This window comes from Pseudomonas sp. zfem005, assembly GCF_032621735.1.
Classification (GTDB): domain Bacteria; phylum Pseudomonadota; class Gammaproteobacteria; order Pseudomonadales; family Pseudomonadaceae; genus Metapseudomonas; species Metapseudomonas solani.
In genome coordinates this window covers 1-22,058 of record NZ_JAVYJE010000003.1, presented here as the reverse complement: position 1 = coordinate 22,058, position 22,058 = coordinate 1, and the positions used below count along the sequence as shown (strand labels likewise).

The following is a 22,058-nucleotide window of genomic DNA, read 5'->3' as shown; positions in this document are numbered from 1 at the left end:
GCCATGGCCGTCATCCACTCCGAACTCGACGTGCACGGCGAAGATTTCGCCCGCAACCGCGACGCCATGCTCGCTGCCGTCGCCAGCTTCCGCGAGATCGAGCAGAAGGTGCTCGACAAGGCGGCCGAAGCCAAACCCAAGTTCGACAAGCGCGGCCAGTTGCTGCCCCGTGAACGCCTCAACCTGCTGCTCGACGCCGGCGCGCCCTTCCTCGAGCTGTCGTCCCTGGCCGGCTACAAGCTGCACGACGACAAGGACGGCACCCAGGCCGGCGGCGGCATCATCTCCGGCATCGGCTACATCGCCGGCGTGCGCTGCCTGGTCACCGCCAGCAACAGCGCGATCAAGGGCGGCACCATCTCCCCCACCGGCCTGAAGAAGACCCTGCGCCTGCAGCAGGTGGCCTTCGAGAACAAGCTGCCGGTGGTGGCGCTGACCGAAAGCGGCGGTGCCAACCTCAACTACGCCGCCGACATCTTCGTCGAAGGCGCGCGCGGCTTCGCCAACCAGGCGCGCATGTCGGCCATGGGCCTGCCGCAGATCACCGTGGTGCACGGCTCCAGCACTGCCGGCGGGGCCTACCAGCCCGGGCTGTCGGACTATGTGGTGGTGGTGCGCGGCAAGGCCAAGATGTTCCTCGCCGGCCCGCCGCTGCTCAAGGCCGCCACCGGCGAGGTGGCGACGGACGAGGAACTGGGCGGCGCCGAAATGCACGCCCAGGTCGCCGGCACCGCCGAATACCTGGCCGAGAACGACGCCGACGGCGTGCGCATCGCTCGCGAGATCCTCGCCATGCTGCCGTGGAACGCCCAGTTGCCGGCACGCCCGGCCAAGACCTGGCGCGAACCGCTGTACCCGGCCCACGAGCTGCTGGGCATCGTCCCGGCGGACGCCAAGAAGCCCTACGACGTGCGCGAGATCATCGCCCGCCTGGCCGATGGCTCGGAGTTCCTCGACTTCAAGAACGAGTTCGACAGCCAGACCGTTTGCGGCCACCTGCAGATCGAGGGCCAGCGCTGCGGCCTGATCGGCAACAACGGCCCGATCACCCCGCGCGGCGCGGCCAAGGCGGCGCAGTTCATCCAGCTGTGCGACCAGAGCAACACGCCGATCCTGTTCTTCCACAACACCACCGGCTTCATGGTCGGCACCGAGTCGGAACAGCTCGGCGTGATCAAGCACGGCTCGAAGATGATCCAGGCGGTGGCCAACGCCCGCGTGCCCAAGCTCACCATCGTCGTCGGCGGCTCCTATGGCGCCGGCAACTACGCCATGTGCGGCCGCGGCCTGGACCCGCGCTTCATCTTCGCCTGGCCCAACAGCCGCACCGCCGTGATGGGCGGCGCCCAGGCCGGCAAGGTGCTGCGCATCGTCACCGAGGAAAAACACGCCAAGGAGGGCAAGGAAGCCGACCCGAAGATGCTCGACATGCTCGAACAGGTCACCGCGCAGAAGCTCGACAGCCAGTCCACCGCGCTGTACGGCACCGCCAGCCTGTGGGATGACGGCCTCATCGACCCGCGCGACACCCGCAAGCTGCTCGGCTACCTGCTGGACATCTGCGCCGAAGCCGAGGGGCGCCCCCTGAAATCCACCACCTTTGGCGTGGCCCGCTTCTAAGCGCCGCACCCGAACCCGATCGACGGTGCGCCGGGCGCACCCCACCAGGAGAACAACAACAATGATCTTCACCCAGGAACACGAAGAACTCCGCCGCACCGTACGCAATTTCGTCGACAGGGAGATCAACCCCCATGTCGAGCAGTGGGAGCGTGAAGGCCGCTTCCCCATCCATGACATCTTCAAGAAGGCCGGCGACCTGGGCCTGCTGGGCATCTCCAAGCCGGAGAAATTCGGCGGCATGGGCCTGGACTACAGCTACTCCGTGGTCGCCGCCGAAGAGTTCGGCACCATCATCTGCGGTGGCATCCCCATGTCCATCGGCGTGCAGACCGACATGTGCACCCCGGCCCTGGCCCGCTTCGGCTCCGACGACCTGCGCAACGAATTCCTCCGCCCCGCCATCAGCGGCGACATGGTCGGCTGCATCGGCGTTTCCGAGGTCGGCGCCGGCTCCGACGTCGCCGGGCTCAAGACCACCGCCCGCAAGGACGGCGACGACTACGTGATCAACGGCAGCAAGATGTGGATCACCAACTCGCCCTCGGCCGACTTCATCTGCCTACTGGCCAACACCTCGGACGACAAGCCCCACGTCAACAAATCGCTGATCGTGGTGCCGATGAAGACCCCGGGCATCAGCGTCAGCCCGCACCTGGACAAGCTCGGCATGCGCAGCTCGGAGACCGCCCAGGTGTTCTTCGACAACGTGCGCGTGCCCCAGCGCTACCGCATCGGCCACGAAGGCGCCGGCTTCATGATGCAGATGCTGCAGTTCCAGGAGGAACGCCTGTTCGGCGCGGCCAACATGATCAAGGGCCTGGAGCACTGCGTCGACGCCACGATCGAGTACTGCAAGGAGCGCAAGACCTTCGGTACCCCGCTGATCGACAACCAGGTCATTCACTTCCGCATGGCCGAGCTGAGCACCGAGATCGAAGCCCTGCGCGCCCTGGTCTACCAGGCCACCGAGCTCTACGTCAGCGGCAAGGACGTGACCAAGCTGGCCTCCATGGCCAAGCTCAAGGCCGGCCGCCTGGGCCGCGAAGTCAGCGACGCCTGCCTGCAGTACTGGGGCGGCATGGGCTTCATGTGGGACAACCCGGTCTCCCGCGCCTATCGCGACGTGCGCCTGGTGAGCATCGGCGGCGGCGCCGACGAGATCATGCTCGGCATCATCTGCAAGCTGATGGGCATCCTGCCCGGCAAAAAGAAAGGCTGATAGCGGACCGTCCGCTGGGCGCACCCGCGCCCAGCGCCCTGACCCAAGCATGATGAGGAAGCCGGCATGAGCGACCTGCCGAACTGCGAAACCCTGCTGCTGGAGCCCGCCGCCGGCGTGCTGCACATCACCCTCAACCGCCCGGACAGCCGCAACGCCATGAGCCTGGCCATGGTCGGCGAACTGCGCGCGGTGCTGGCCGCGGTGCGCGATGACCGCAGCGTGCGCGCCCTGGTGCTGCGCGGTGCCGACGGGCACTTCTGCGCCGGCGGCGACATCAAGGACATGGCCTCGGCGCGCGCCGCCGGGGCCGATGCCTACCGCGAACTGAACCGCGCCTTCGGCAGCCTGCTGGAAGAGGCCCAGGCCACGCCCCAGGTGATGGTCGCGGTGCTGGAAGGCGCAGTGCTGGGCGGCGGCTTCGGCCTGGCGTGCATCTCCGATATCGCCATCGCCCACCAGGGCGCGCAGTTCGGCCTGCCGGAAACCGGCCTGGGCATCCTGCCGGCGCAGATCGCCCCCTTCGTGGTGAAACGCATCGGCCTGACCCAGGCCCGCCGCCTGGCTCTCACCGCCGCCCGCTTCGACGGTGCCGAGGCCCTGCGCCTGGGCCTGGTGCACTTCGCCGAGGCCGATGACGCGGCGGTGAACGCGCGCCTGGCCGCCACCCTGGAACAGGTTCGTCGCTGCGCCCCCGGCGCCAACGCCCGCACCAAGGCCTTGCTGCTGGCCACCGGCGAGCGCGAGCTGGGTGCCCTGCTGGACGATGCCGCCGGCTGGTTCGCCGAGGCGGTAACCGGCGCGGAAGGCGCCGAGGGCACCATGGCCTTCGTGCAGAAACGCAAACCCAACTGGGCGCAATGAGCGCACATCCCGAGTACGGCAGGAGCAGCCAACGATGCCCAGCTTCAACAAGATCCTGATCGCCAACCGCGGTGAAATCGCCTGCCGGGTGATGCGCACCGCGCAGCAGCTCGGCTACCGCACCGTTGCGGTCTACAGCGAGGCCGACAGCGAGGCGCGCCACGTGCAACTGGCCGACGAGGCCGTGTGCATCGGCCCGGCCCAGGTCGCCCAGTCCTACCTCAGCATTGAGGCGATCATCGCCGCGGCACGGCGCACCGGTGCCGACGCGGTGCACCCCGGCTACGGCTTCCTTTCCGAGAACGCCGAGTTCGCCCGGGCCTGCGAGGCCGCCGGCATCGTCTTCATCGGCCCCACGGTGGAGGCCATCCACCTGATGGGCAGCAAGCGCCTGTCGAAGATCGCCATGCTCGACGCCCAGGTGCCCTGCATCCCCGGCTACGAAGGCGCCGAGCAGGACGACGCGACCCTGGCCCGGGAAGCCGAGCGCATCGGCTACCCGCTGATGATCAAGGCCAGCGCCGGTGGTGGCGGCCGTGGCATGCGCCTGGTGCACGAAGCCGCCGAGCTGGCCGCGCAGATCCGCACCGCGCGCTCCGAAGCGCAGAACGCCTTCGGCTCCGGCGAGCTGATTATCGAACGCGCGGTGATCCGCCCGCGCCATGTGGAGATCCAGGTCTTCGGCGACCAGCACGGCAACATCGTCTACCTCGGCGAGCGCGACTGCTCGGTGCAGCGCCGCCACCAAAAGGTGGTGGAGGAAGCGCCCTGCCCGGTGATGACCCCGGAGCTGCGCCGCGCCATGGGCGAGGCGGCAGTGAAGGCCGCGCGCACGGTGAACTACGTCGGTGCCGGCACCGTGGAATTCCTCCTCGATGCCAGCGGCGACTTCTACTTCCTGGAGATGAACACCCGCCTGCAGGTGGAACACCCGGTGACCGAGCTGATCACCGGGCAGGACCTGGTGGCCTGGCAGATCCGCGTGGCCGGGGGGCAGCCGCTGCCGCTGGCGCAGGACGAGATCCGCCTCGACGGCCACGCCATGGAAGTGCGCCTGTACGCCGAGGACCCGGCCAGCAACTTCCTTCCGCAAACCGGCGAGGTGCTGCGCTGGGAGCCGTCCGAGCCGCCCGGCATCCGCATCGACCACGGCCTGGTGGAAGGCCAGCCGGTAACGCCCTTCTACGACCCGATGCTGGCCAAGGTGATCGCCTGGGGCGCCACCCGCGACGAGGCCCGGCGCAAGCTGGTGCGCGCCGTGGAGGATTGCGTGCTGCTGGGCGTCAACGGCAACCAGCGTTTTCTCGCCAACCTGCTGGCGCACCCCGAGTTCGCCGCCGGCCATGCCACCACCGCCTTCATCGGCGAACACTTCAGCGACGACCCGAGCCTGCGCGCCCATGCGCCCAGCGCCACGGAGCTGGCCACCGCCGCCGCCCTGCTCTACCAGGCCTCGGCCGAATCCCGTGCCCACCAGGCTGGCCTCGCCGGCTGGCGCAGCGCCGGTAGCGCGCCGTGGCGCTTCGTGCTGCGCCACGGCGAGCAGAAGCTGGCGGTGGAGCTGAGCGTGCTGGAAGCCGGTGTGCGCCCGCGCCTGCTGGCACGCGTCGGTGACAGCGAGGTGGCCATCGCCCTGCTGCGCGCCGATGGCCGCTGGGCCACCCTGGAGCTGGACGGCGTGCGCCGCCGCGTGGCCTACCATCATTCCGCCGGGCGTCTGTGGCTCTATGGCCAGCACGGCAACCTGGAACTGCTCGACGTCACCCACGAACCCGCCGGCGGCCTGAACGCCGCCAGCTCGGGCACGGTAAAGGCCCCCATGGACGGCGCCATCGTCGACGTGCTGGTGGGCGAAGGCGAACGCGTCGCCAAGGGCCAACTGCTGGTGGTGCTGGAGGCGATGAAGATGGAACACCCGCTCAAGGCCGGCATCGACGGCGTCATCCGTCGGGTGCAGGTCACCGCTGGCGACCAGGTGAAGAACCGCCAGGTGTTGGTGGAAGTGGAAGAGCAGTTGGAAGCTTGAAAAGCAGCTGGAAGCTGGAAGCTTGAAGCCTGAAGCTGGAAGACAAGAGCAGGCGGGTGCGGGCTTCTAGCTTCTAGCTTCTAGCTTCTAGCTTCTAGCTTCTAGCTTCTAGCTTCTAGCTTCAGGCTTTCAGCTGGGACCGATAACAACAATCAGGAGCACTGCAATGAGCCTATCTGCCAAAACCCTGTTCATCACCGGCGCGAGCCGGGGCATCGGCCGTGAGATCGCACTGCGCGCGGCGGCCGATGGCGCCAATATCGTCATCGCGGCGAAGAGCGCCGAGCCCCATGCCAAGCTGCCGGGCACCATTTTCAGCGTTGCCGAGGAAGTGGAGGCCGCCGGTGGCAAGGCCCTGGCCCTGCAGCTGGACGTGCGCAACGAGGCCGCCGTGCGGGACGCCATGGCCCAGGCCGCCGAGCACTTCGGCGGTATCGATGCGCTGGTGAACAACGCCGGGGCCATCAAACTGGTGGGGGTCGAGCACCTGGAGCCCAAGCGCTTCGACCTGCTGTACCAGATCAATACCCGCGCGGTGATGGTTTGCAGCCAGGCCGCCCTGCCCTTCCTGAAGAAGAGCGCGGCGGGGCACATCCTCAACCTGTCGCCGCCCCTCAACCTGGCGCCCAAGTGGTTCGCCCAGCACGGCCCCTACACCGTCACCAAATACGGCATGAGCATGCTCACCCTGGGCATGAGCGAGGAGTTCAAGAAGTACGGCATCAGCGTCAACTCGCTGTGGCCGCAAACCATGATCGCCACCGCCGCCATCGAGTTCGAGCTGGGCAGCCGCGACGCCTTCAAGCGCTCGCGCACCCCGGCGATCATGGCCGACGCCGCCTACGCCATCCTCTCCAGCACCGGCCGCAGCATCACCGGGCGCCTGCTGATCGACGAGGAAATCCTCCGCGAGCAGGGCCAGACCGAGTTCGAGCACTACCGCTTCGATCCCGAAGGCGGCAGCCTGGTGCCGGACCTGTTCCTCGACTGATCGCCCCTCCCGGGCTGAAGCCCGGGCTACGCCCGTACCCTCGCAGTGTTTCCGCGCCGGTACGGGCGCCCTCTATTTGCCCATCTGCCCGCCCTTCCCCGCGCCACGGTCATACCGTTTTGCCCGAACGGCTTCTACAGTCGTGAAAGCGCCATTGCCTGCCCACAACAACGACAAAGTGCGAGAGCCATGACCCAGGCCGATCTGATTTCCCCGTTCCGCTTTCTCGCCCGCCTGCCGGGCAACCTGCCACGTGTACCGCGCATGCTGCTGGGCCTGTACTACACCGGCATCCGCAACCGCGAGAAAACGCTGTCGCTGGGCTGGGCGCTGGAACGCGCCGCGCAGAAATTCCCCCAGCGCCCGGCGGTGATCGACGAGACCCGCCGCCTGACCTACACCGAGTTCAACGCCTGGGCCAACCGCCTGGCCCACGCGCTCAAGTCCGAGGGCGTGGCCCACGGCAAGGTGGTGGCGGTGATGCTGGAGAACCGTATCGAGGTGCTGGCGGTGCTGGCGGCCCTGGCCAAGCTCGGCGCCATCGCCGCACTGGTCAACACCACCCAGCGCGGCAAGGTGCTGGCCCACAGCCTGACCCTGGTCAAGGCCAGCCATTACGTGGTGGGCGAGGAGCTGCGGGATACCTTCGAGGAAGTCGAGGAGGAGCTGGGCAACAGCGCCGGGCACCGCTACTGGATAGCCGACGCCGACACCCGCCGCGACCCGGGCCAGGCCCCACGGGGCTGGGCCAACCTGATGCGCCTGGCCGGCGAGCACAGCGCCGACAACCCGGTGGAAACCGCCAAGGTGCGCCTCAAGGACCCGTGCTTCTACATCTACACCTCGGGCACCACGGGGCTGCCCAAGGCGTCGATCCTCAGCCACGGCAAGTGGATCAAGGCCTATGGCGGCTTCGGCCACTCCGGCCTGGGGCTGAAGGACACCGACGTCTTCTACCTGACCCTGCCCTGCTACCACAACAACGCGGTCACCGTGAGCTGGGCCTCGGTGCTGGCCGGCGGCGCCGCCATCGCCCTGCGCCGCAAGTTCTCCGCCAGCAGCTTCTGGAAGGACGTGGCCCAGTACCAGGCCACCTGCTTCGGCTACATCGGCGAGCTGTGCCGTTACCTGCTGAACCAGGCGCCGAGCGAGGAAGAACGCAACAACAGCCTCACCTGCATGATCGGCAACGGCCTGCGTCCGGCCATCTGGGCCGAGTTCAAGGAGCGCTTCGGCATCGAGCGCATCACCGAGTTCTATGCCTCCAGCGAAGGCAACATCGGCTTCACCAACGTGTTCAACTTCGACAACACCGTGGGCTTCTCCCCGGCCACCTACGCCATCGTGCGCTACGACCTGGAAAGCGATCGCCCGGTGCGTGACCACAAGGGCTACCTGGAGAAGGTCGCCACCGGCGAGCCGGGCCTGCTGATCAGCGAGATCAGCCCCAAATGGCCGTTCGACGGCTACACCGACCCGGCCAAGAGCGAGTCGGTGATCCTGCGGGACGTGTTCAAGAAGGGCGATGCCTGGTTCAACACCGGCGACCTGATGCGCGACATCGGCTGCAAGCACGCGCAGTTCGTCGACCGCCTCGGCGACACCTTCCGCTGGAAGGGCGAGAACGTCTCCACCACCGAGGTGGAAAGCGTGCTGGGCGCCTTCGGCGGCGTGGAGGATGCGGTGGTCTATGGGGTGGAGATTCCCGGCACCAACGGCCGCTGCGGCATGGCTGCGCTGCGCCTGGGCACCGGGGCTGAGCTGGACGCCCAGGCGGTGGCCGAGCACCTGGACCGCGAGCTGCCGCCTTATGCGGCCCCGCTGTTCATCCGCCTGCTGGCGGAGATCGAGACCACCGGCACCTTCAAATACAAGAAGACCGATCTGAAGAAGAGCGGCTTCGACCCGGGCCAGATCAGCGAGCCGCTGTTCGTGCGCCTGCCCGGCGAAACCGCCTTCCGCCCGCTGGACAACGTGCTGCACCAGGCGATCCAGAGCGGGGAATACCGCTTCTGAGCGGCCCTTGCGCGGGGGTCCGGTTGCCAGGCCCGAGTCGTGGGAGCGAATTCATTGGCTCTGTCTGCGTTAAGTTTTGCTAGAGGATTTGAGTCCAGCTGATTGCCGAGCTCTGGTGATGTTTCTGGTTTCGCCCCCCGGGCGAGTCCCTTTTTTCAATCGCCAAAAAAGGAACCAAAAACGCTTGCCCCATCATCCGGCCCGACTGCGTCGGGTTCCCTCACTCCATCGCCGCTCTGGGGGCCGGCGCGATGGGCCATCCATGGCCTGGCGCGCCTCTCGCGGCATCCATGCCGCTCGTCCCCCGGCGCAACGACTGCGTTCGGCCTCCTGGAGGGGCGTTGGCGGCTGCTCCAACTTTCTTCGTCCAGCGCATCACCAAGTGGTGCGCACGGGCTTTCGTAGGATGGTGTAGAGCGAAGCGAAACCTATGCGGTGGAGGTGGCACAAACCTTCGGGCGCCCGGAAAGGGCCGTGCTTGAGCGCCTGCATTAAAACCACAACAGCTAACGCAGACAGAGCCAATGAATTCGCCCCTACAAAAAGCGCATCTCTGTCTTGAAGCGGCCGCCACGCCCGCTATCCGCAACACCCCGTAACCCCTCTGCACAAAACGGATAGCGATCTGCACAAAGCGGATATTGCCGTCGCCCGCGCCTCCCTAACCTGAGCCTGCCTGAACAATAACAATGGAGGCCCTGGCCATGTCCCTGGGATTCGAGTTCCTGCATTCGCTGCTAGAGGAAGACAAGGAGAAGGGCGTCTACCGCTGCAAGCGGGAGATGTTCACCGATCCGCGTCTGTTCGAACTGGAGATGAAGCACATCTTCGAAGGCAACTGGCTGTACCTCGCCCACGAGAGCCAGATTCCCGAGAAGAACGACTACCTCACCCTGACCATGGGGCGGCAGCCGGTCTTCATCGCGCGCAACAAGGACGGGGAGCTCAACGCCTTCCTCAATGCCTGCAGCCATCGCGGTGCGCAGCTGTGCCGGCACAAGAGCGGCAACCGCGCGTCCTACACCTGTCCCTTCCACGGCTGGACCTTCAACAACAGCGGCAAGCTGCTCAAGGTCAAGGACCCGGCCGAGGCGGGCTACCCGACGAGCTTCAACTGCGAAGGCTCCCACGACCTGACCCGCGTCGCCCGCTTCGAGTCCTACCGCGGCTTCCTTTTCGGCAGCCTCAACCCGGACGTGGTGCCGCTGGCCGAGCACCTGGGCGAGTCGGCGAAGATCATCGACATGATCGTCGACCAGTCCCCCGAGGGCCTGGAAGTGCTGCGCGGCTCCAGCAGCTACATCTACGAAGGCAACTGGAAGCTGACCGCCGAGAACGGCGCCGATGGCTACCACGTCAGCTCCGTGCACTGGAACTACGCCGCCACCCAGAACCAGCGCAAGCAGCGCGAAGCGGGGGAGGAGATCAGGACCATGAGCGCCGGCAGCTGGGCCAAGAACGGCGGCGGCTTCTACTCCTTCGACAAGGGCCACCTGCTGCTCTGGACGCGCTGGGCCAACCCCGAGGACCGCCCCCTCTACGAGCGCCGCGACGAGCTGGCCCGGGACTTCGGCCGTGCCCGTGCCGACTGGATGATCGAGAACTCGCGCAACCTCTGCCTGTACCCCAACGTCTACCTGATGGACCAGTTCAGCTCGCAGATCCGCATCGCCCGACCTCTCTCCGTCAACCAGACGGAAATCACCATCTACTGCATCGCGCCACGGGGTGAGAGCGCCGAAGCGCGCGCCAGGCGCATCCGCCAGTACGAGGACTTCTTCAACGTCAGCGGCATGGCTACCCCGGACGACCTGGAGGAGTTCCGCTCCTGCCAGCTCGGCTACCAGGGCAACCGTGGCTGGAACGACATGTCCCGCGGCGCCGCGCACTGGGTGGAAGGCGCCGACGAGGCCGCCCGCGAGATCGCCCTGCACCCGCTGCTGTCCGGCGTGCGCACCGAGGATGAGGGCCTGTTCGTGCTGCAGCACAAGTACTGGCAGGCAACCCTGCTCGAGGCCGCCGCGGCCGAGCAGCGACTGATCCCCGTGGAGGCCGTGCAATGAGCATCTCCCATGACGCCGTGCGCGACTTCCTCTACCGCGAGGCGCGCTACCTGGACGACAAGGATTGGGACAGCTGGCTGGAGCTCTATGCCGCCGATGCCAGCTTCTGGATGCCGGCCTGGGACGACCGCGACGAATTGACCGAGAACCCGCAGACCGAGATCTCGCTGATCTGGTACGGCAACCGGGGCGGCCTGGAGGACCGCGTGTTCCGCATCAAGACCGACCGCTCCAGCGCGACCATGCCGGACACCCGCACCTCCCACAACATCAGCAACATCGAGCTCCTCGACCAGGCCGCCGGCGAGTGCCGGGTGCGCTTCAACTGGCACACCCTGAGCTACCGCTACAAGACCGTGGACAGCTACTTCGGTACCAGTTTCTACAGCCTCGACGTGCGCGGCGAGCAGCCGCTGATCAAGGCCAAGAAGGTGGTCCTGAAGAACGACTACGTGCGCCAGGTCATCGACATCTACCACATCTGAACACCCGGCCCGGCCACCCCGAGGCCGCGCTCCGTGGAGCCCGACATGACTCATCACATCGCATTGACCTTCGAAGACGGCGTCACCCGTTTCATCGACGCCAGCCCCGACGAGACCGTGGCCGACGCGGCCTATCGCCAGGGCATCAACATCCCGCTGGATTGCCGTGACGGCGCCTGCGGCACCTGCAAGTGCTTCGCCGAGGCGGGCCGCTACGACCTGGGCCAGGACTACATCGACGACGCCCTGAGCGCGGAGGAGGCCGAGCAGGGCTATGTGCTCACCTGCCAGATGCGCGCAGCCAGCGATTGCGTGGTGCGGGTGCCGGCCTCGTCCGCGCTGTGCAAGACCCAGCAGGCCAGCTTCGACGCGGCCATCAGCGCCGTGCGCCAGCTGTCCGACAGCACCATCTCGCTGTCGATCAAGGGCGAGTCCCTGAGCCGCCTGGCCTTCCTGCCGGGGCAGTACGTCAACCTCAGGGTGCCGGGCAGCGAACAGTCCCGCGCCTACTCCTTCAGCTCGCTGCAGAAGGACGGCGAGGTCAGCTTCCTGATCCGCAACGTGCCCGGCGGCCTGATGAGCAGCTTCCTCACCGGGCTGGCCAAGGCCGGCGACAGCATGAGCCTGGTGGGGCCGCTGGGCAGCTTCTACCTGCGCGACATCCGCCGGCCGCTGCTGTTGCTGGCCGGTGGCACCGGCCTGGCGCCCTTCACCGCGATGCTGGAGAAGGTCGCCGAGCAGGGCAGCGAGCACCCCCTGCACCTGATCTACGGCGTGACCAACGATTTCGACCTGGTGGAGCTGGATCGCCTGGAGGCCTTCGCCGCGCGCATCCCCACCTTCAGCTTCAGCGCCTGTGTGGCCAATCCCGAGAGCGGCTACCCGCACAAGGGCTACGTCACCCAGCACATCGAACCGCGCCACCTCAACGACGGCGACGTCGACATCTACCTCTGCGGCCCGCCGCCGATGGTGGAGGCGGTGAGCCGGTTCATCCGCGAGCAGGGCGTGCAGCCGGCGAATTTCTACTACGAGAAGTTCGCCGCCAGCGCCGCCTGAGTACCACTCCAACCCGTGAACCTCCTGGTGGCCGGCAACGGCAGAGGGCAGTCATGAGCAACAGATTCAACGACAAGGTCGCGCTGGTCACCGGCGCGGCGCAGGGCATCGGCCGCCGTGTGGCCGAGCGCCTGGTGGAAGAGGGCGCCCGCCTGGTGGCGGTGGACCGCTCCGAGCTGGTCTTCGAGCTGCGCGAGCAGCTGGGGGAAGGCCGTGTGCTGGCGCTGACCGCCGACCTCGAGCAATACGCCGAATGCAGCCGGGTGATGGAGGCGGCGGTGGCACGCTTCGGGCGCCTCGATGTACTGGTTAACAACGTCGGCGGCACCATTTGGGCCAAGCCGTTCGAGCACTACCAGGCGCACGAGATCGAGGCCGAGGTGCGGCGCTCGCTGTTCCCCACGCTCTGGTGCTGCCATGCGGCGCTGCGCTACATGCTGGAGCGGGGCGCGGGGGCCATCGTCAACGTTTCCTCCATCGCCACCCGCAGCCTCAACCGCGTGCCCTACGGCGCGGCCAAGGGCGGCGTCAACGCGCTCACCGCCTGCCTGGCCTTCGAGAACGCCGGGCGCGGCATCCGCGTCAACGCCACCGCGCCCGGTGGCACCGAGGCGCCGCCCCGGCGCATCCCGCGCAACACGGCGGAGCAGAGCGCACAGGAGAAGATCTGGTACCAGCAGATCGTCGACCAGACCCTCGACAGCAGCCTGATGAAACGCTACGGCAGCATCGACGAACAGGCCGGCGCGATCCTCTTCCTGGCTTCCGACGAAGCCTCCTACATCACCGGCGTGACCCTGCCGGTAGGCGGTGGCGACCTGGGCTGAAACCCGAGCCGCGGTTCCACCCGCAACGCTTTCTCGACAACAAGAACAAGAGACGAATGCCATGCGAAAACTCGACGTACACGCGATCATCGACGACGCGCGCTTCACGCCCTTCCACTGGATGGTGATGGGCTGGTGCGCCCTGCTGCTGATCTTCGACGGCTATGACCTGTTCATCTACGGCGTGGTCTTGCCGGTACTGATGAAGGAGTGGGGGCTGACGCCCCTGGAAGCGGGCGCCCTGGGCAGCTACGCGCTGTTCGGCATGATGTTCGGGGCGCTGTTCTTCGGCCCCCTGGCCGACCGCATTGGGCGCAAGCGCGGCATCGCCATCTGCTTCGTGCTGTTCTCCGGCTTCACCGTGCTCAACGGCCTGGCGCGCAACCCCACCGAATTCGGCATCTGCCGCTTCATGGCCGGGCTGGGCATCGGCGGGCTGATGCCCAACGTGGTGGCGCTGATGAACGAGTACGCGCCGAAACGGCTGCGCAGCACCCTGGTCGCCATCATGTTCAGCGGCTATTCCCTGGGCGGCATGCTCTCCGCCGGCGTCGGCATCTACATGCTGCCGCGTTTCGGCTGGGAGGCGATGTTCTTCGCCGCTGCGGTACCGCTGCTGTTGCTGCCGCTGATCCTCTGGTACCTGCCCGAGTCCGTCGGCTTCCTGCTGCGCCAGGGTCGCACCGAACAGGCGCGGGCCATCCTGCGCAAGGTCGACCCGCAGCGGGAGCTGCGCGATGACGACCTGCTCGAGCTGGTGGAGGTGAAGGCCCAGGGCGCACCGGTGCTGGAGCTGTTCCGCGAAGGCCGCGCCCTGCGCACGCTGATGCTGTGGATCGCCTTCTTCTGCTGCCTACTGATGGTCTACGCGCTCAGCTCCTGGCTGCCGAAACTGATGGCCAACGCCGGCTACAGCCTGGGTTCGAGCCTGTCCTTCCTGCTGGCGCTGAACCTGGGCGGCATGTTCGGCGCCATCGCCGGCGGCTTCCTCGGTGATCGCTTCAACCTGCCTCGGGTGGTAGCGGCCTTCTTCATCGTCGCAGCGCTGTCCATCAGCCTGCTCGGCTTCAAGAGCCCGACACCGCTGCTCTACCTGCTGATCGGCATCGCCGGTGCCACCACCATCGGCACGCAGATTCTCCTCTACGCCACGGCGGCGCAGTTCTACGGTTTGGCCATCCGCTCCACCGGCCTTGGCTGGGCCTCCGGCATCGGCCGCAACGGTGCCATCGTCGGGCCGTTGCTGGGCGGTGCGCTGCTGGGCATCAACCTGCCGCTGCAGCTGAACTTCATGGCCTTCGCCATCCCCGGCGCCATCGCCGCACTGGCCATGTGCTTCGTCTCGCTGCGAGCGCCCCAGGCTGCCCCGTTGGCGGGCGCCAGGCTCTGAAGCGCGCGGGGCGTCGGCGACGCCCCGCCTGACCCGGAAAGACAAACAGGAGAGCTGGCCATGGCCACGCGACAGGCAACCTTCCTGCGCACCCTGATCCGTGATTTCTCGCTGTCGGCGGCCGTGGCAGGCTTCATCGCCACGGTCATTTCCTATGCCGGGCCGCTGGTGATCATCTTCCAGGCGGCCAAGGCCGCGAACCTGCCCGACGCGGTGCTGTCGTCCTGGGTCTGGGCTATCTCCATCGGCAGTGGCGTGCTGGGCATCGTCCTCAGCCTGCGCTTCAAGGTGCCGCTGGTGATCGCCTGGTCCGCGCCCGGCTCGGCGCTGCTGGTGGCCTCGCTGCCGGGCGTCAGCCTCAACCAGGCAGTGGGCGCGTACCTGCTCTCCAGCCTGCTCATCCTGCTGGTGGGGCTGTCCGGCGCCTTCGATCGCATCATCGGCCGGCTGCCCGCGGCCATCTCTGCGGCGATGCTGGCCGGCATCCTGTTCAGCTTCGGCACCCAGCTGTTCGTCTCGGTGAAGGAAAAACCGCTGCTGGTGCTGGCGATGTTCGCCGCCTACCTACTGGGCAAGCGGCTGCTGCCGCGCTATGCGGTGATGGCGGTGCTGGTGACCGGCTGCAGCATCGCCCTGGCGACCGGGGAGATGAACGCCTCGGCCCTGGTGATCGGCTTCGCCACCCCGGTGTGGATCACCCCGGAATTCAGCTGGCACGCCACGCTGAACATCGCCCTGCCGCTGGTGATGGTGGCGCTGACCGGGCAATTCGTGCCGGGCATCGCCGTGTTGCGCAACGACGGCTACGGCACGCCCGCCAGCCCGATCATCGCCAGCAGTGCACTGGGCACCGTGCTGCTGGCCCCCTTCGGTTGCCACGGCCTCAACCTGGCGGCCATCACCGCCGCCATCTGCAGCGGCCGCGAATCCCACGAGGACCCGGGCCGGCGCTACGTGGCCGGCGTGGTCGGCGGCCTGTTCTACCTGCTGCTGGGCATCTTCGGCGCCACCCTGGTGTCGTTGTTCAGCGCCTTCCCCCGGGAGCTGGTCGCGGCCTTGGCCGGGTTGGCGTTGTTCGCCGCCATCGCCGGTGCGCTGGCCGGGTCCATGGTGGTGCCGGAGGACCGCGAAGCGGCGCTGATCACCTTCCTGGTCACGGCGTCCGGCATGTCCCTGCTCGGGCTGTCGGCGGCCTTCTGGGGGCTGATCTTCGGCCTGGCCGCGCACCTGCTGCTGGGCGTGCATCGACCGCGGGCCCAAGCCCGGCCTGGGCTTCTGGCCCTGGACGAGGAGGCCGCGCCTACGCGCCCGGGGGAAATCCGTCGGCAGGCTCCCGGTGCCGAGAGAAATGCTTAGCAAGGTATAGAGTTGTTCGATTATCGAACGGATAGTCGATTATCGGATTGTTCCTCGGCTGGGCCGGGGGTAGCTTTCCATCACCCGGCGAACCTTCCGCCCTGGATAACAAAACGAGATCGACATGGCTGAAATCATCTCCCTGCGCGAAGCGGTCGAGCGCTTCGTCAACGACGGCGACACCGTCGCCCTCGAAGGCTTCACCCACTTGATTCCCACGGCCGCTTCCCACGAGCTGATCCGCCAGAACAAGCGCGACCTGACCCTGGTGCGCATGACGCCCGACCTGGTCTACGACCTGCTGATCGGTGCCGGCTGCGCGAAGAAACTGGTGTTCTCCTGGGGCGGCAACCCGGGCGTGGGCTCGCTGCACCGCCTGCGTGACGCGGTGGAGAAGGGCTGGCCCCGCGAGCTGGAGATCGAAGAACACAGCCACGCCGACCTGGCCAACGCCTATGTGGCCGGCGCTTCCGGGCTGCCGTTCGCGGTGCTGCGCGCCTATGCCGGCTCCGACCTGCCCAAGGTCAACCCGCTGATCAAGAGCGTGACCTGCCCCTTCACCGGCGAAGTGCTGGCCGCCGTGCCCTCGGTGCGCCCGGACGTGACCGTGATCCACGCACAGAAGGCCGACCGCAAGGGCAACGTGCTGCTCTGGGGCATCCTCGGCGTGCAGAAGGAAGCGGCCCTGGCGGCCAAGCGCTGCATCGTCACGGTGGAAGAGATCGTCGACGACCTCAACGCCCCGATGAACGCCTGCGTGCTGCCCACCTGGGCCCTGACCGCCGTCTGCCACGTGCCCGGCGGCGCGCACCCGTCCTACGCCCACGGCTACTACGAGCGCGACAACCGCTTCTACCAGGCCTGGGACCCCATCGCCCGCGACCGCGAGACCTTCAGCGCCTGGATCGACGACTACATCCGTGGCACCGAGGACTTCGCCCAGTTCCAGCAGAAAATTGCGGAGGCCAAGCAATGAGCGCCCAATCCACCGGCTACAGCACCAATGAAATGATGACCGTCGCCGCCGCCCGCCGCCTGAAGAACGGCGCGGTCTGCTTCGTCGGCATCGGCCTGCCGTCCAAGGCCGCCAACCTGGCGCGCCTGACCTCGTCCCCGGACGTGGTGCTGATCTACGAATCCGGCCCCATCGGTGCCAAGCCCACGGTGCTGCCGCTGTCCATCGGTGACGGCGAGCTGGCCGAGACCGCCGACACCGTGGTGCCCACTGGCGAAATCTTCCGCTACTGGCTGCAGGGCGGGCGCATCGACGTCGGCTTCCTCGGCGCCGCCCAGGTCGACCGCTTCGGCAACATCAACACCACCGTGATCGGCGACTACCACAAGCCCAAGGTGCGCCTGCCCGGTGCCGGTGGCGCGCCGGAGATCGCCGGCTCCGCCAAGGAAGTGCTGATCATCCTCAAGCAGTCCCACCGCACCTTCGTCGACAAGCTGGCCTTCGTCACTTCGGTCGGCCATGGCGAAGGCGGCGACTCGCGTCAGCGCCTGGGCCTGCCCGGCAAGGGCCCGGTGGGCATCATCACCGACCTGTGCATCATGGAGCCGGAAGCCGGCACCCACGAATTCATCGTCAACTCGCTGCACCCGGGGGTGACCCGCGAGCAGGTGGTCGAGGCCACCGGCTGGGCGATCCGCTTCGCCGACAGCGTCAGCGAAACCCTCGCCCCCAATGCCGAGGAACTGGCCGCGCTGCGTGCCCTGGAGGCCCGCACCGCCGCCGCCCACGGCCAGCAGGGAGGTGAGGAATGAGCCGCGACGTATTCATCTGCGATGCCGTGCGCACGCCCATCGGCCGCTTCGGCGGTGGCCTGGCGCCGGTGCGTGCCGACGACCTGGCGGCCATCCCGCTCAAGGCACTGATCGAGCGCAACCCGCAGGTGCGCTGGGACGAAGTCGACGAGGTGTTCCTCGGCTGCGCCAACCAGGCCGGCGAGGACAACCGCAACGTCGCGCGCATGGCGCTGCTGCTGGCGGGCCTGCCGGAAAGCGTTCCCGGCGTCACCCTCAACCGCCTCTGCGCCTCGGGCATGGACGCGGTGGGCACCGCCTTCCGCGCCATCGCTGCCGGGGAAATGGAGCTGGCCCTGGCCGGCGGCGTCGAGTCCATGTCCCGCGCGCCCTATGTGATGGGCAAGGCCGACAGCGCCTTCGGCCGCAGCCAGAAGATCGAAGACACCACCATCGGCTGGCGCTTCATCAACCCGCTGATGAAGGCGCAATACGGCGTCGATGCCATGCCACAGACCGCCGACAACGTCGCCGACGACCATCAGGTCAGCCGCGAGGACCAGGACGCCTTCGCCCTGCGCAGCCAGCAGCGCGCCGGTGCCGCCCAGGCCGCGGGTTTCTTCGCCGAGGAGATCGTCCCGGTGGTGATCAAGGGCAAGAAGGGCGACACGGTGATCGACCAGGACGAGCACCTGCGCCCGGACACCACCCTAGAGGCCCTGGCCAAGCTGAAGCCGGTCAACGGGGAAGGCAAGACCGTCACCGCTGGCAACGCCTCGGGCGTCAACGACGGTGCCGTGGCGCTGATCCTCGCCAGCGCCGAGGCGGTGAAGAAACACGGCCTGACCCCGCGCGCCAGGGTGCTGGGCATGGCCAGTGCCGGCGTGGCACCCCGTGTCATGGGCATTGGCCCGGTGCCGGCGGTGCGCAAGCTGCTGGAGCGCCTCAACCTGGGCATCGACCAGTTCGACGTCATTGAGCTCAACGAAGCCTTCGCCGCCCAAGGGCTGGCAGTCACCCGTGACCTCGGCCTCGCTGACGACGACGCCCGGGTCAATCCCAACGGCGGCGCCATCGCCCTCGGCCACCCCCTGGGCGCCAGCGGCGCGCGCCTGGTGCAGACCGCGTTGCACCAGTTGGAAAAGTCCGGCGGCAAGCTGGGTTTGGCCACGATGTGTGTGGGGGTAGGGCAAGGGCTCGCCCTCGTCATAGAACGGGTGTGACAGGCTACTGCGCTCGCTACGTCTGCTGTGCGCGGCGCAGCTGTAGGGACGTTCCGTGGAGCTGCGAGGCACATGATGGGTTTCGCTCCGCTCTACCCATCCTACGGCTGGTCGGTGTGATGCAGTCGTAGGGTGGGCTTCAGCCCACCATGACCCATCCTGCGAAGCGGTTTGTGCTCACTATGCCTGTTGAGTGCGTAAAGGCTGGTCGTGACGGGCCGGCTGCTATAAAACGATTCACCTTCCTGATTTCCGGAGCACTGGCTTGAACAGCCCGAGCAACCAACTCTTCGATGCCTATTTCACCGCGCCGGCCATGCGCGCGATCTTCTGCGATCACGGCCGGGTGCAGGGCATGCTGGATTTCGAGGCCGCACTGGCCCGCGCCGAGGCCCGTGTCGGGGTGATCCCTGCCGAGGCGGTGGCTGCCATCGAGGCGGCCTGCAAGGCCGAGCTCTATGACTTCTCCGCCCTGGCCGTGGCCATCGGCAGCGCCGGCAATTCGGCGATTCCGCTGGTCAAGGCGCTGGGCAAGCGCATCGCCGCCAGCGACGCCGAGGCCGAGCGCCATGTGCACCTGGGCGCCACCAGCCAGGACGCCATGGACAGCGGCCTGGTATTGCAGCTGCGCGCCGCCGTCACCCTGCTGGAAAACGACCTTGCCACCCTGGCTGATGCACTCGCTAGCCAGGCCCGCCTGCATGCCGATACACCGTTGGCCGGGCGCACCTGGCTGCAGCACGCCACGCCCGTGACCCTGGGCATGAAGATCGCCGGCTGTCTGGGCGCGGTGACCCGTCACCGCCAGCGCCTGGCCGAGCTGAAACCGCGCCTGCTGTGCCTGCAGTTCGGTGGCGCCTCCGGCAGCCTCGCGGCACTGGGCGACAAGGCCTTCGCCGTGGCCGGCGCCCTGGCGGAGGAACTGGACCTGACCCTGCCCGAGCAGCCCTGGCACACCCAGCGTGACCGCCTGGTGGAGTTCGCCAGCCTGCTGGGGCTGGTCGCCGGCAGCCTGGGCAAGCTGGGGCGCGACCTCAGCCTGCTGATGCAGACCGAGGCGGGCGAAGTCTTCGAGCCCGCCGCGCCGGGCAAGGGCGGCTCGTCCACCATGCCGCACAAGCGCAACCCGGTGAGCGCCGCCGTGCTTATCGGCGCCGCCACCCGCGCACCGGGCCTGGTGGCGACCCTGCTGGCCGCCATGCCCCAGGAACACGAGCGCAGCCTGGGCCTGTGGCACGCCGAATGGGAAACCCTGCCGGAGCTCTGCTGCCTGGTGTCCGGCGCCCTGCAGCAAGCGCTGCTGGTGGTGCCGGGCCTGGAGGTGGACGCTGCGCGCATGCGCCACAACCTGGACCTGACCCAGGGGCTGGTGCTGGCCGAGGCGGTGAGCATCGCCCTGGCCCAACGCATCGGCCGCGACGCCGCCCACCACCTGGTTGAGCAATGCTGCCGTCAGGCGGTGAAGGAGGGCGCGCACCTGCGTGCCGTGCTCGGCGCCAACCCCGAGGTCACCGCGCAACTCTCCGCCGACGAGCTGGACCGCCTGCTCGACCCGGCTCATTACCTCGGACAGGCGCGTCGCTGGGTCGACCGCGCCGTGGCCGAGCATCAGAATTTCTCGCGTTAGGAGCCTTTGCATGCCTGCCGTACGACTCGCCGATGGCGACCTGAATTACCTGCTCGAAGGCCCGGCCGGTGCGCCGGTGCTGGTACTCAGCAACTCCCTGGGCACCGACCTGCACATGTGGGACGCGCAGATCCCGGCCTTCACCGAACACGTCTGCGTGCTGCGCTACGACACCCGTGGCCATGGCGCGTCCCTGGTCACCGAAGGCCCCTACAGCATCGAGCAGAACGGCCGCGACGTGCTGGCCTTGCTGGATGCGCTGGATATCGCCCAGGCTTCGTTCTGCGGCCTGTCCATGGGCGGGCTGATCGGCCAGTGGCTGGCGATCGAGGCGCCGCAGCGCATCCAGCGCCTGGTGCTGTGCAACACCGCCGCCAAGATCGGCACCCCGGATGTATGGAACCCGCGTATCGAGACGGTGCTGCGCGACGGCCCGGCGGCGATGGCGGCCCTGCGTGACGCTTCCATCGCCCGCTGGTTCACCGCGGACTTCGCCGAGGCGCAACCGGGCAAGGTCGAGCCCATCATCGCCATGCTGGCGCAGACCTCGCCCCAGGGTTACGCCGCCAACTGCGCGGCGGTGCGCGACGCCGACTTCCGCGAGCGACTGGGCGCCATCCGCGCGCCGACCCTGATCGTCTGCGGCAGCGGCGATGCGGTGACCACGCCCGAGCATGGCCGTTTCCTGCAGGCGCACATCGCTGGCGCGGAGCTTGTGGAGTTCCATGTCGCGCACCTGTCCAACGTCCAGGCCGGCGAGGCCTTCACCCGCCGGGTGCTGGACTTCCTGATCGCCTGAAGACCCAGGGTTAGCGAGGAACCACCGATGGACGAAAAAGAACGCTACGAGGCCGGCATGCAGGTGCGCCGCGCGGTGCTGGGCGATGCCCATGTCGACCGCAGCCTGCAGAGCCTCACGCCCTTCAACGAAGAGTTTCAGGAGATGATCACCCGCCACGCCTGGGGGGATATCTGGACGCGCCCGGGCCTGCCGCGCCACACCCGCAGCCTGGTGACCATCGCCATGCTCATCGGCATGAACCGCGAGGGCGAGCTGCGCCTGCACCTGCGCGCGGCGAAGAACAACGGCGTGACCCGCGACGAGATCAAGGAAGTGATCATGCAGAGCGCCATCTACTGCGGCATTCCAGCCGCCAATGCCACCTTCCACCTAGCCGAATCGGTGTGGGACGAGCTGGGCGTGGAATCGCTGCAGGACTGACTCGCGCGCCATACAAACGCCGCCCGGGCCCCGCGTCCGGGCGGCGTTTTTGTGTGTGCGGCGTATCCCGTTCATGCACCAAGGCCACCGTCGCTGGTTGCACCTGTAGGGGCGAATTCATTCGCTCTGTCTGCGTTAAGTGTTGCTAGAGGATTTGAGTCCAGCTGATTGCCGAGTTCTGGTGATGCTTCTGGTTTCGCCCACCCGGGCGAGTCCCTTTTCCAATCGTTGAAAAGGAACCAAAAAACTTGCCCCATCATCCGGCCCGACTGCGTCGGGTTCCCTCACTCCATCGTTGCTCTGGGGGCCGGCGCGATGGGC

Annotated in this window: 18 protein-coding genes; all 18 read left to right on the top strand. The window is 67.6% G+C overall.

Annotated features, from left to right (window positions below; genetic code table 11):
- Positions 1-3: 3 nt before the first annotated feature.
- The 18 genes from atuC to pcaC all read left to right on the top strand — a co-directional run bounded on the left by atuC (position 4) and on the right by pcaC (position 21,737).
- On the top strand, positions 4-1,620 hold the full coding sequence (atuC, locus tag RTW82_RS06885) for a geranyl-CoA carboxylase subunit beta (RefSeq protein ID WP_316924653.1): 1,617 nt from the start codon (positions 4-6) through the stop codon (positions 1,618-1,620).
- A gap of 61 nt (positions 1,621-1,681) precedes the next feature.
- Positions 1,682-2,842, top strand: coding sequence for a citronellyl-CoA dehydrogenase (atuD, locus tag RTW82_RS06880; protein ID WP_265168030.1), 1,161 nt, complete (start codon positions 1,682-1,684; stop codon positions 2,840-2,842).
- A 66-nt stretch (positions 2,843-2,908) separates the two neighbouring features.
- Positions 2,909-3,706, top strand: coding sequence for an isohexenylglutaconyl-CoA hydratase (gene atuE / locus RTW82_RS06875; protein ID WP_316924652.1), 798 nt, complete (start codon positions 2,909-2,911; stop codon positions 3,704-3,706).
- Positions 3,707-3,740: 34 nt separating this feature from the next.
- Positions 3,741-5,732: a geranyl-CoA carboxylase subunit apha gene (atuF, locus tag RTW82_RS06870; RefSeq protein WP_316924651.1), complete on the top strand. Its 1,992-nt coding sequence runs from the start codon at positions 3,741-3,743 to the stop codon at positions 5,730-5,732.
- A gap of 166 nt (positions 5,733-5,898) precedes the next feature.
- Entirely contained in the window at positions 5,899-6,723 is an 825-nt protein-coding gene (locus RTW82_RS06865) for an SDR family oxidoreductase (protein WP_043245881.1), read from the top strand.
- Positions 6,724-6,912: 189 nt separating this feature from the next.
- Positions 6,913-8,739, top strand: coding sequence for a long-chain-acyl-CoA synthetase (locus RTW82_RS06860; RefSeq protein WP_316924650.1), 1,827 nt, complete (start codon positions 6,913-6,915; stop codon positions 8,737-8,739).
- 704 nt (positions 8,740-9,443) lie between these two features.
- Entirely contained in the window at positions 9,444-10,802 is a 1,359-nt protein-coding gene (gene benA, locus RTW82_RS06855) for a benzoate 1,2-dioxygenase large subunit (protein WP_316924649.1), read from the top strand.
- The gene (gene benB, locus RTW82_RS06850; RefSeq protein WP_021217576.1) at positions 10,799-11,287 is read left to right on the top strand and encodes a benzoate 1,2-dioxygenase small subunit; all 489 of its coding nucleotides are present in this window, start codon (positions 10,799-10,801) and stop codon (positions 11,285-11,287) included. Before benA ends, benB begins: the two co-directional genes overlap by 4 nt.
- A 45-nt stretch (positions 11,288-11,332) precedes the next feature.
- Positions 11,333-12,346: a benzoate 1,2-dioxygenase electron transfer component BenC gene (benC, locus tag RTW82_RS06845; RefSeq protein WP_316924648.1), complete on the top strand. Its 1,014-nt coding sequence runs from the start codon at positions 11,333-11,335 to the stop codon at positions 12,344-12,346.
- Positions 12,347-12,399: 53 nt separating this feature from the next.
- Positions 12,400-13,173 (top strand): 1,6-dihydroxycyclohexa-2,4-diene-1-carboxylate dehydrogenase, encoded by a 774-nt coding sequence (locus RTW82_RS06840; protein WP_316924647.1) that lies wholly within the window; start codon positions 12,400-12,402, stop codon positions 13,171-13,173.
- Positions 13,174-13,234: 61 nt separating this feature from the next.
- Complete coding sequence (locus tag RTW82_RS06835) at positions 13,235-14,563, top strand: MFS transporter (RefSeq protein WP_271657785.1); 1,329 nt, start codon at positions 13,235-13,237, stop codon at positions 14,561-14,563.
- An 84-nt stretch (positions 14,564-14,647) separates the two neighbouring features.
- Positions 14,648-15,919 (top strand): benzoate/H(+) symporter BenE family transporter, encoded by a 1,272-nt coding sequence (locus RTW82_RS06830; RefSeq protein ID WP_316924940.1) that lies wholly within the window; start codon positions 14,648-14,650, stop codon positions 15,917-15,919.
- Positions 15,920-16,043: 124 nt separating this feature from the next.
- Positions 16,044-16,895, top strand: a complete 852-nt coding sequence (locus RTW82_RS06825) for a CoA transferase subunit A (RefSeq protein ID WP_021217571.1) — start codon at positions 16,044-16,046, stop codon at positions 16,893-16,895.
- A complete protein-coding gene (locus RTW82_RS06820) occupies positions 16,892-17,686 on the top strand; it encodes a CoA-transferase subunit beta (protein WP_316924646.1) in 795 nt (264 codons plus the stop codon). The genes RTW82_RS06825 and RTW82_RS06820 overlap by 4 nt, the downstream gene beginning before the upstream one ends.
- Positions 17,683-18,888, top strand: coding sequence for a 3-oxoadipyl-CoA thiolase (gene pcaF, locus RTW82_RS06815; protein WP_316924645.1), 1,206 nt, complete (start codon positions 17,683-17,685; stop codon positions 18,886-18,888). The genes RTW82_RS06820 and pcaF overlap by 4 nt, the downstream gene beginning before the upstream one ends.
- Before the next feature lie 265 nt (positions 18,889-19,153).
- Positions 19,154-20,515: a 3-carboxy-cis,cis-muconate cycloisomerase gene (locus RTW82_RS06810; RefSeq protein ID WP_316924644.1), complete on the top strand. Its 1,362-nt coding sequence runs from the start codon at positions 19,154-19,156 to the stop codon at positions 20,513-20,515.
- Positions 20,516-20,525: 10 nt separating this feature from the next.
- Entirely contained in the window at positions 20,526-21,314 is a 789-nt protein-coding gene (gene pcaD, locus RTW82_RS06805) for a 3-oxoadipate enol-lactonase (RefSeq protein ID WP_316924643.1), read from the top strand.
- A 27-nt stretch (positions 21,315-21,341) separates the two neighbouring features.
- On the top strand, positions 21,342-21,737 hold the full coding sequence (gene pcaC / locus RTW82_RS06800; RefSeq protein WP_316924642.1) for a 4-carboxymuconolactone decarboxylase: 396 nt from the start codon (positions 21,342-21,344) through the stop codon (positions 21,735-21,737).
- The last annotated feature ends 321 nt before the right edge of the window (positions 21,738-22,058 follow it).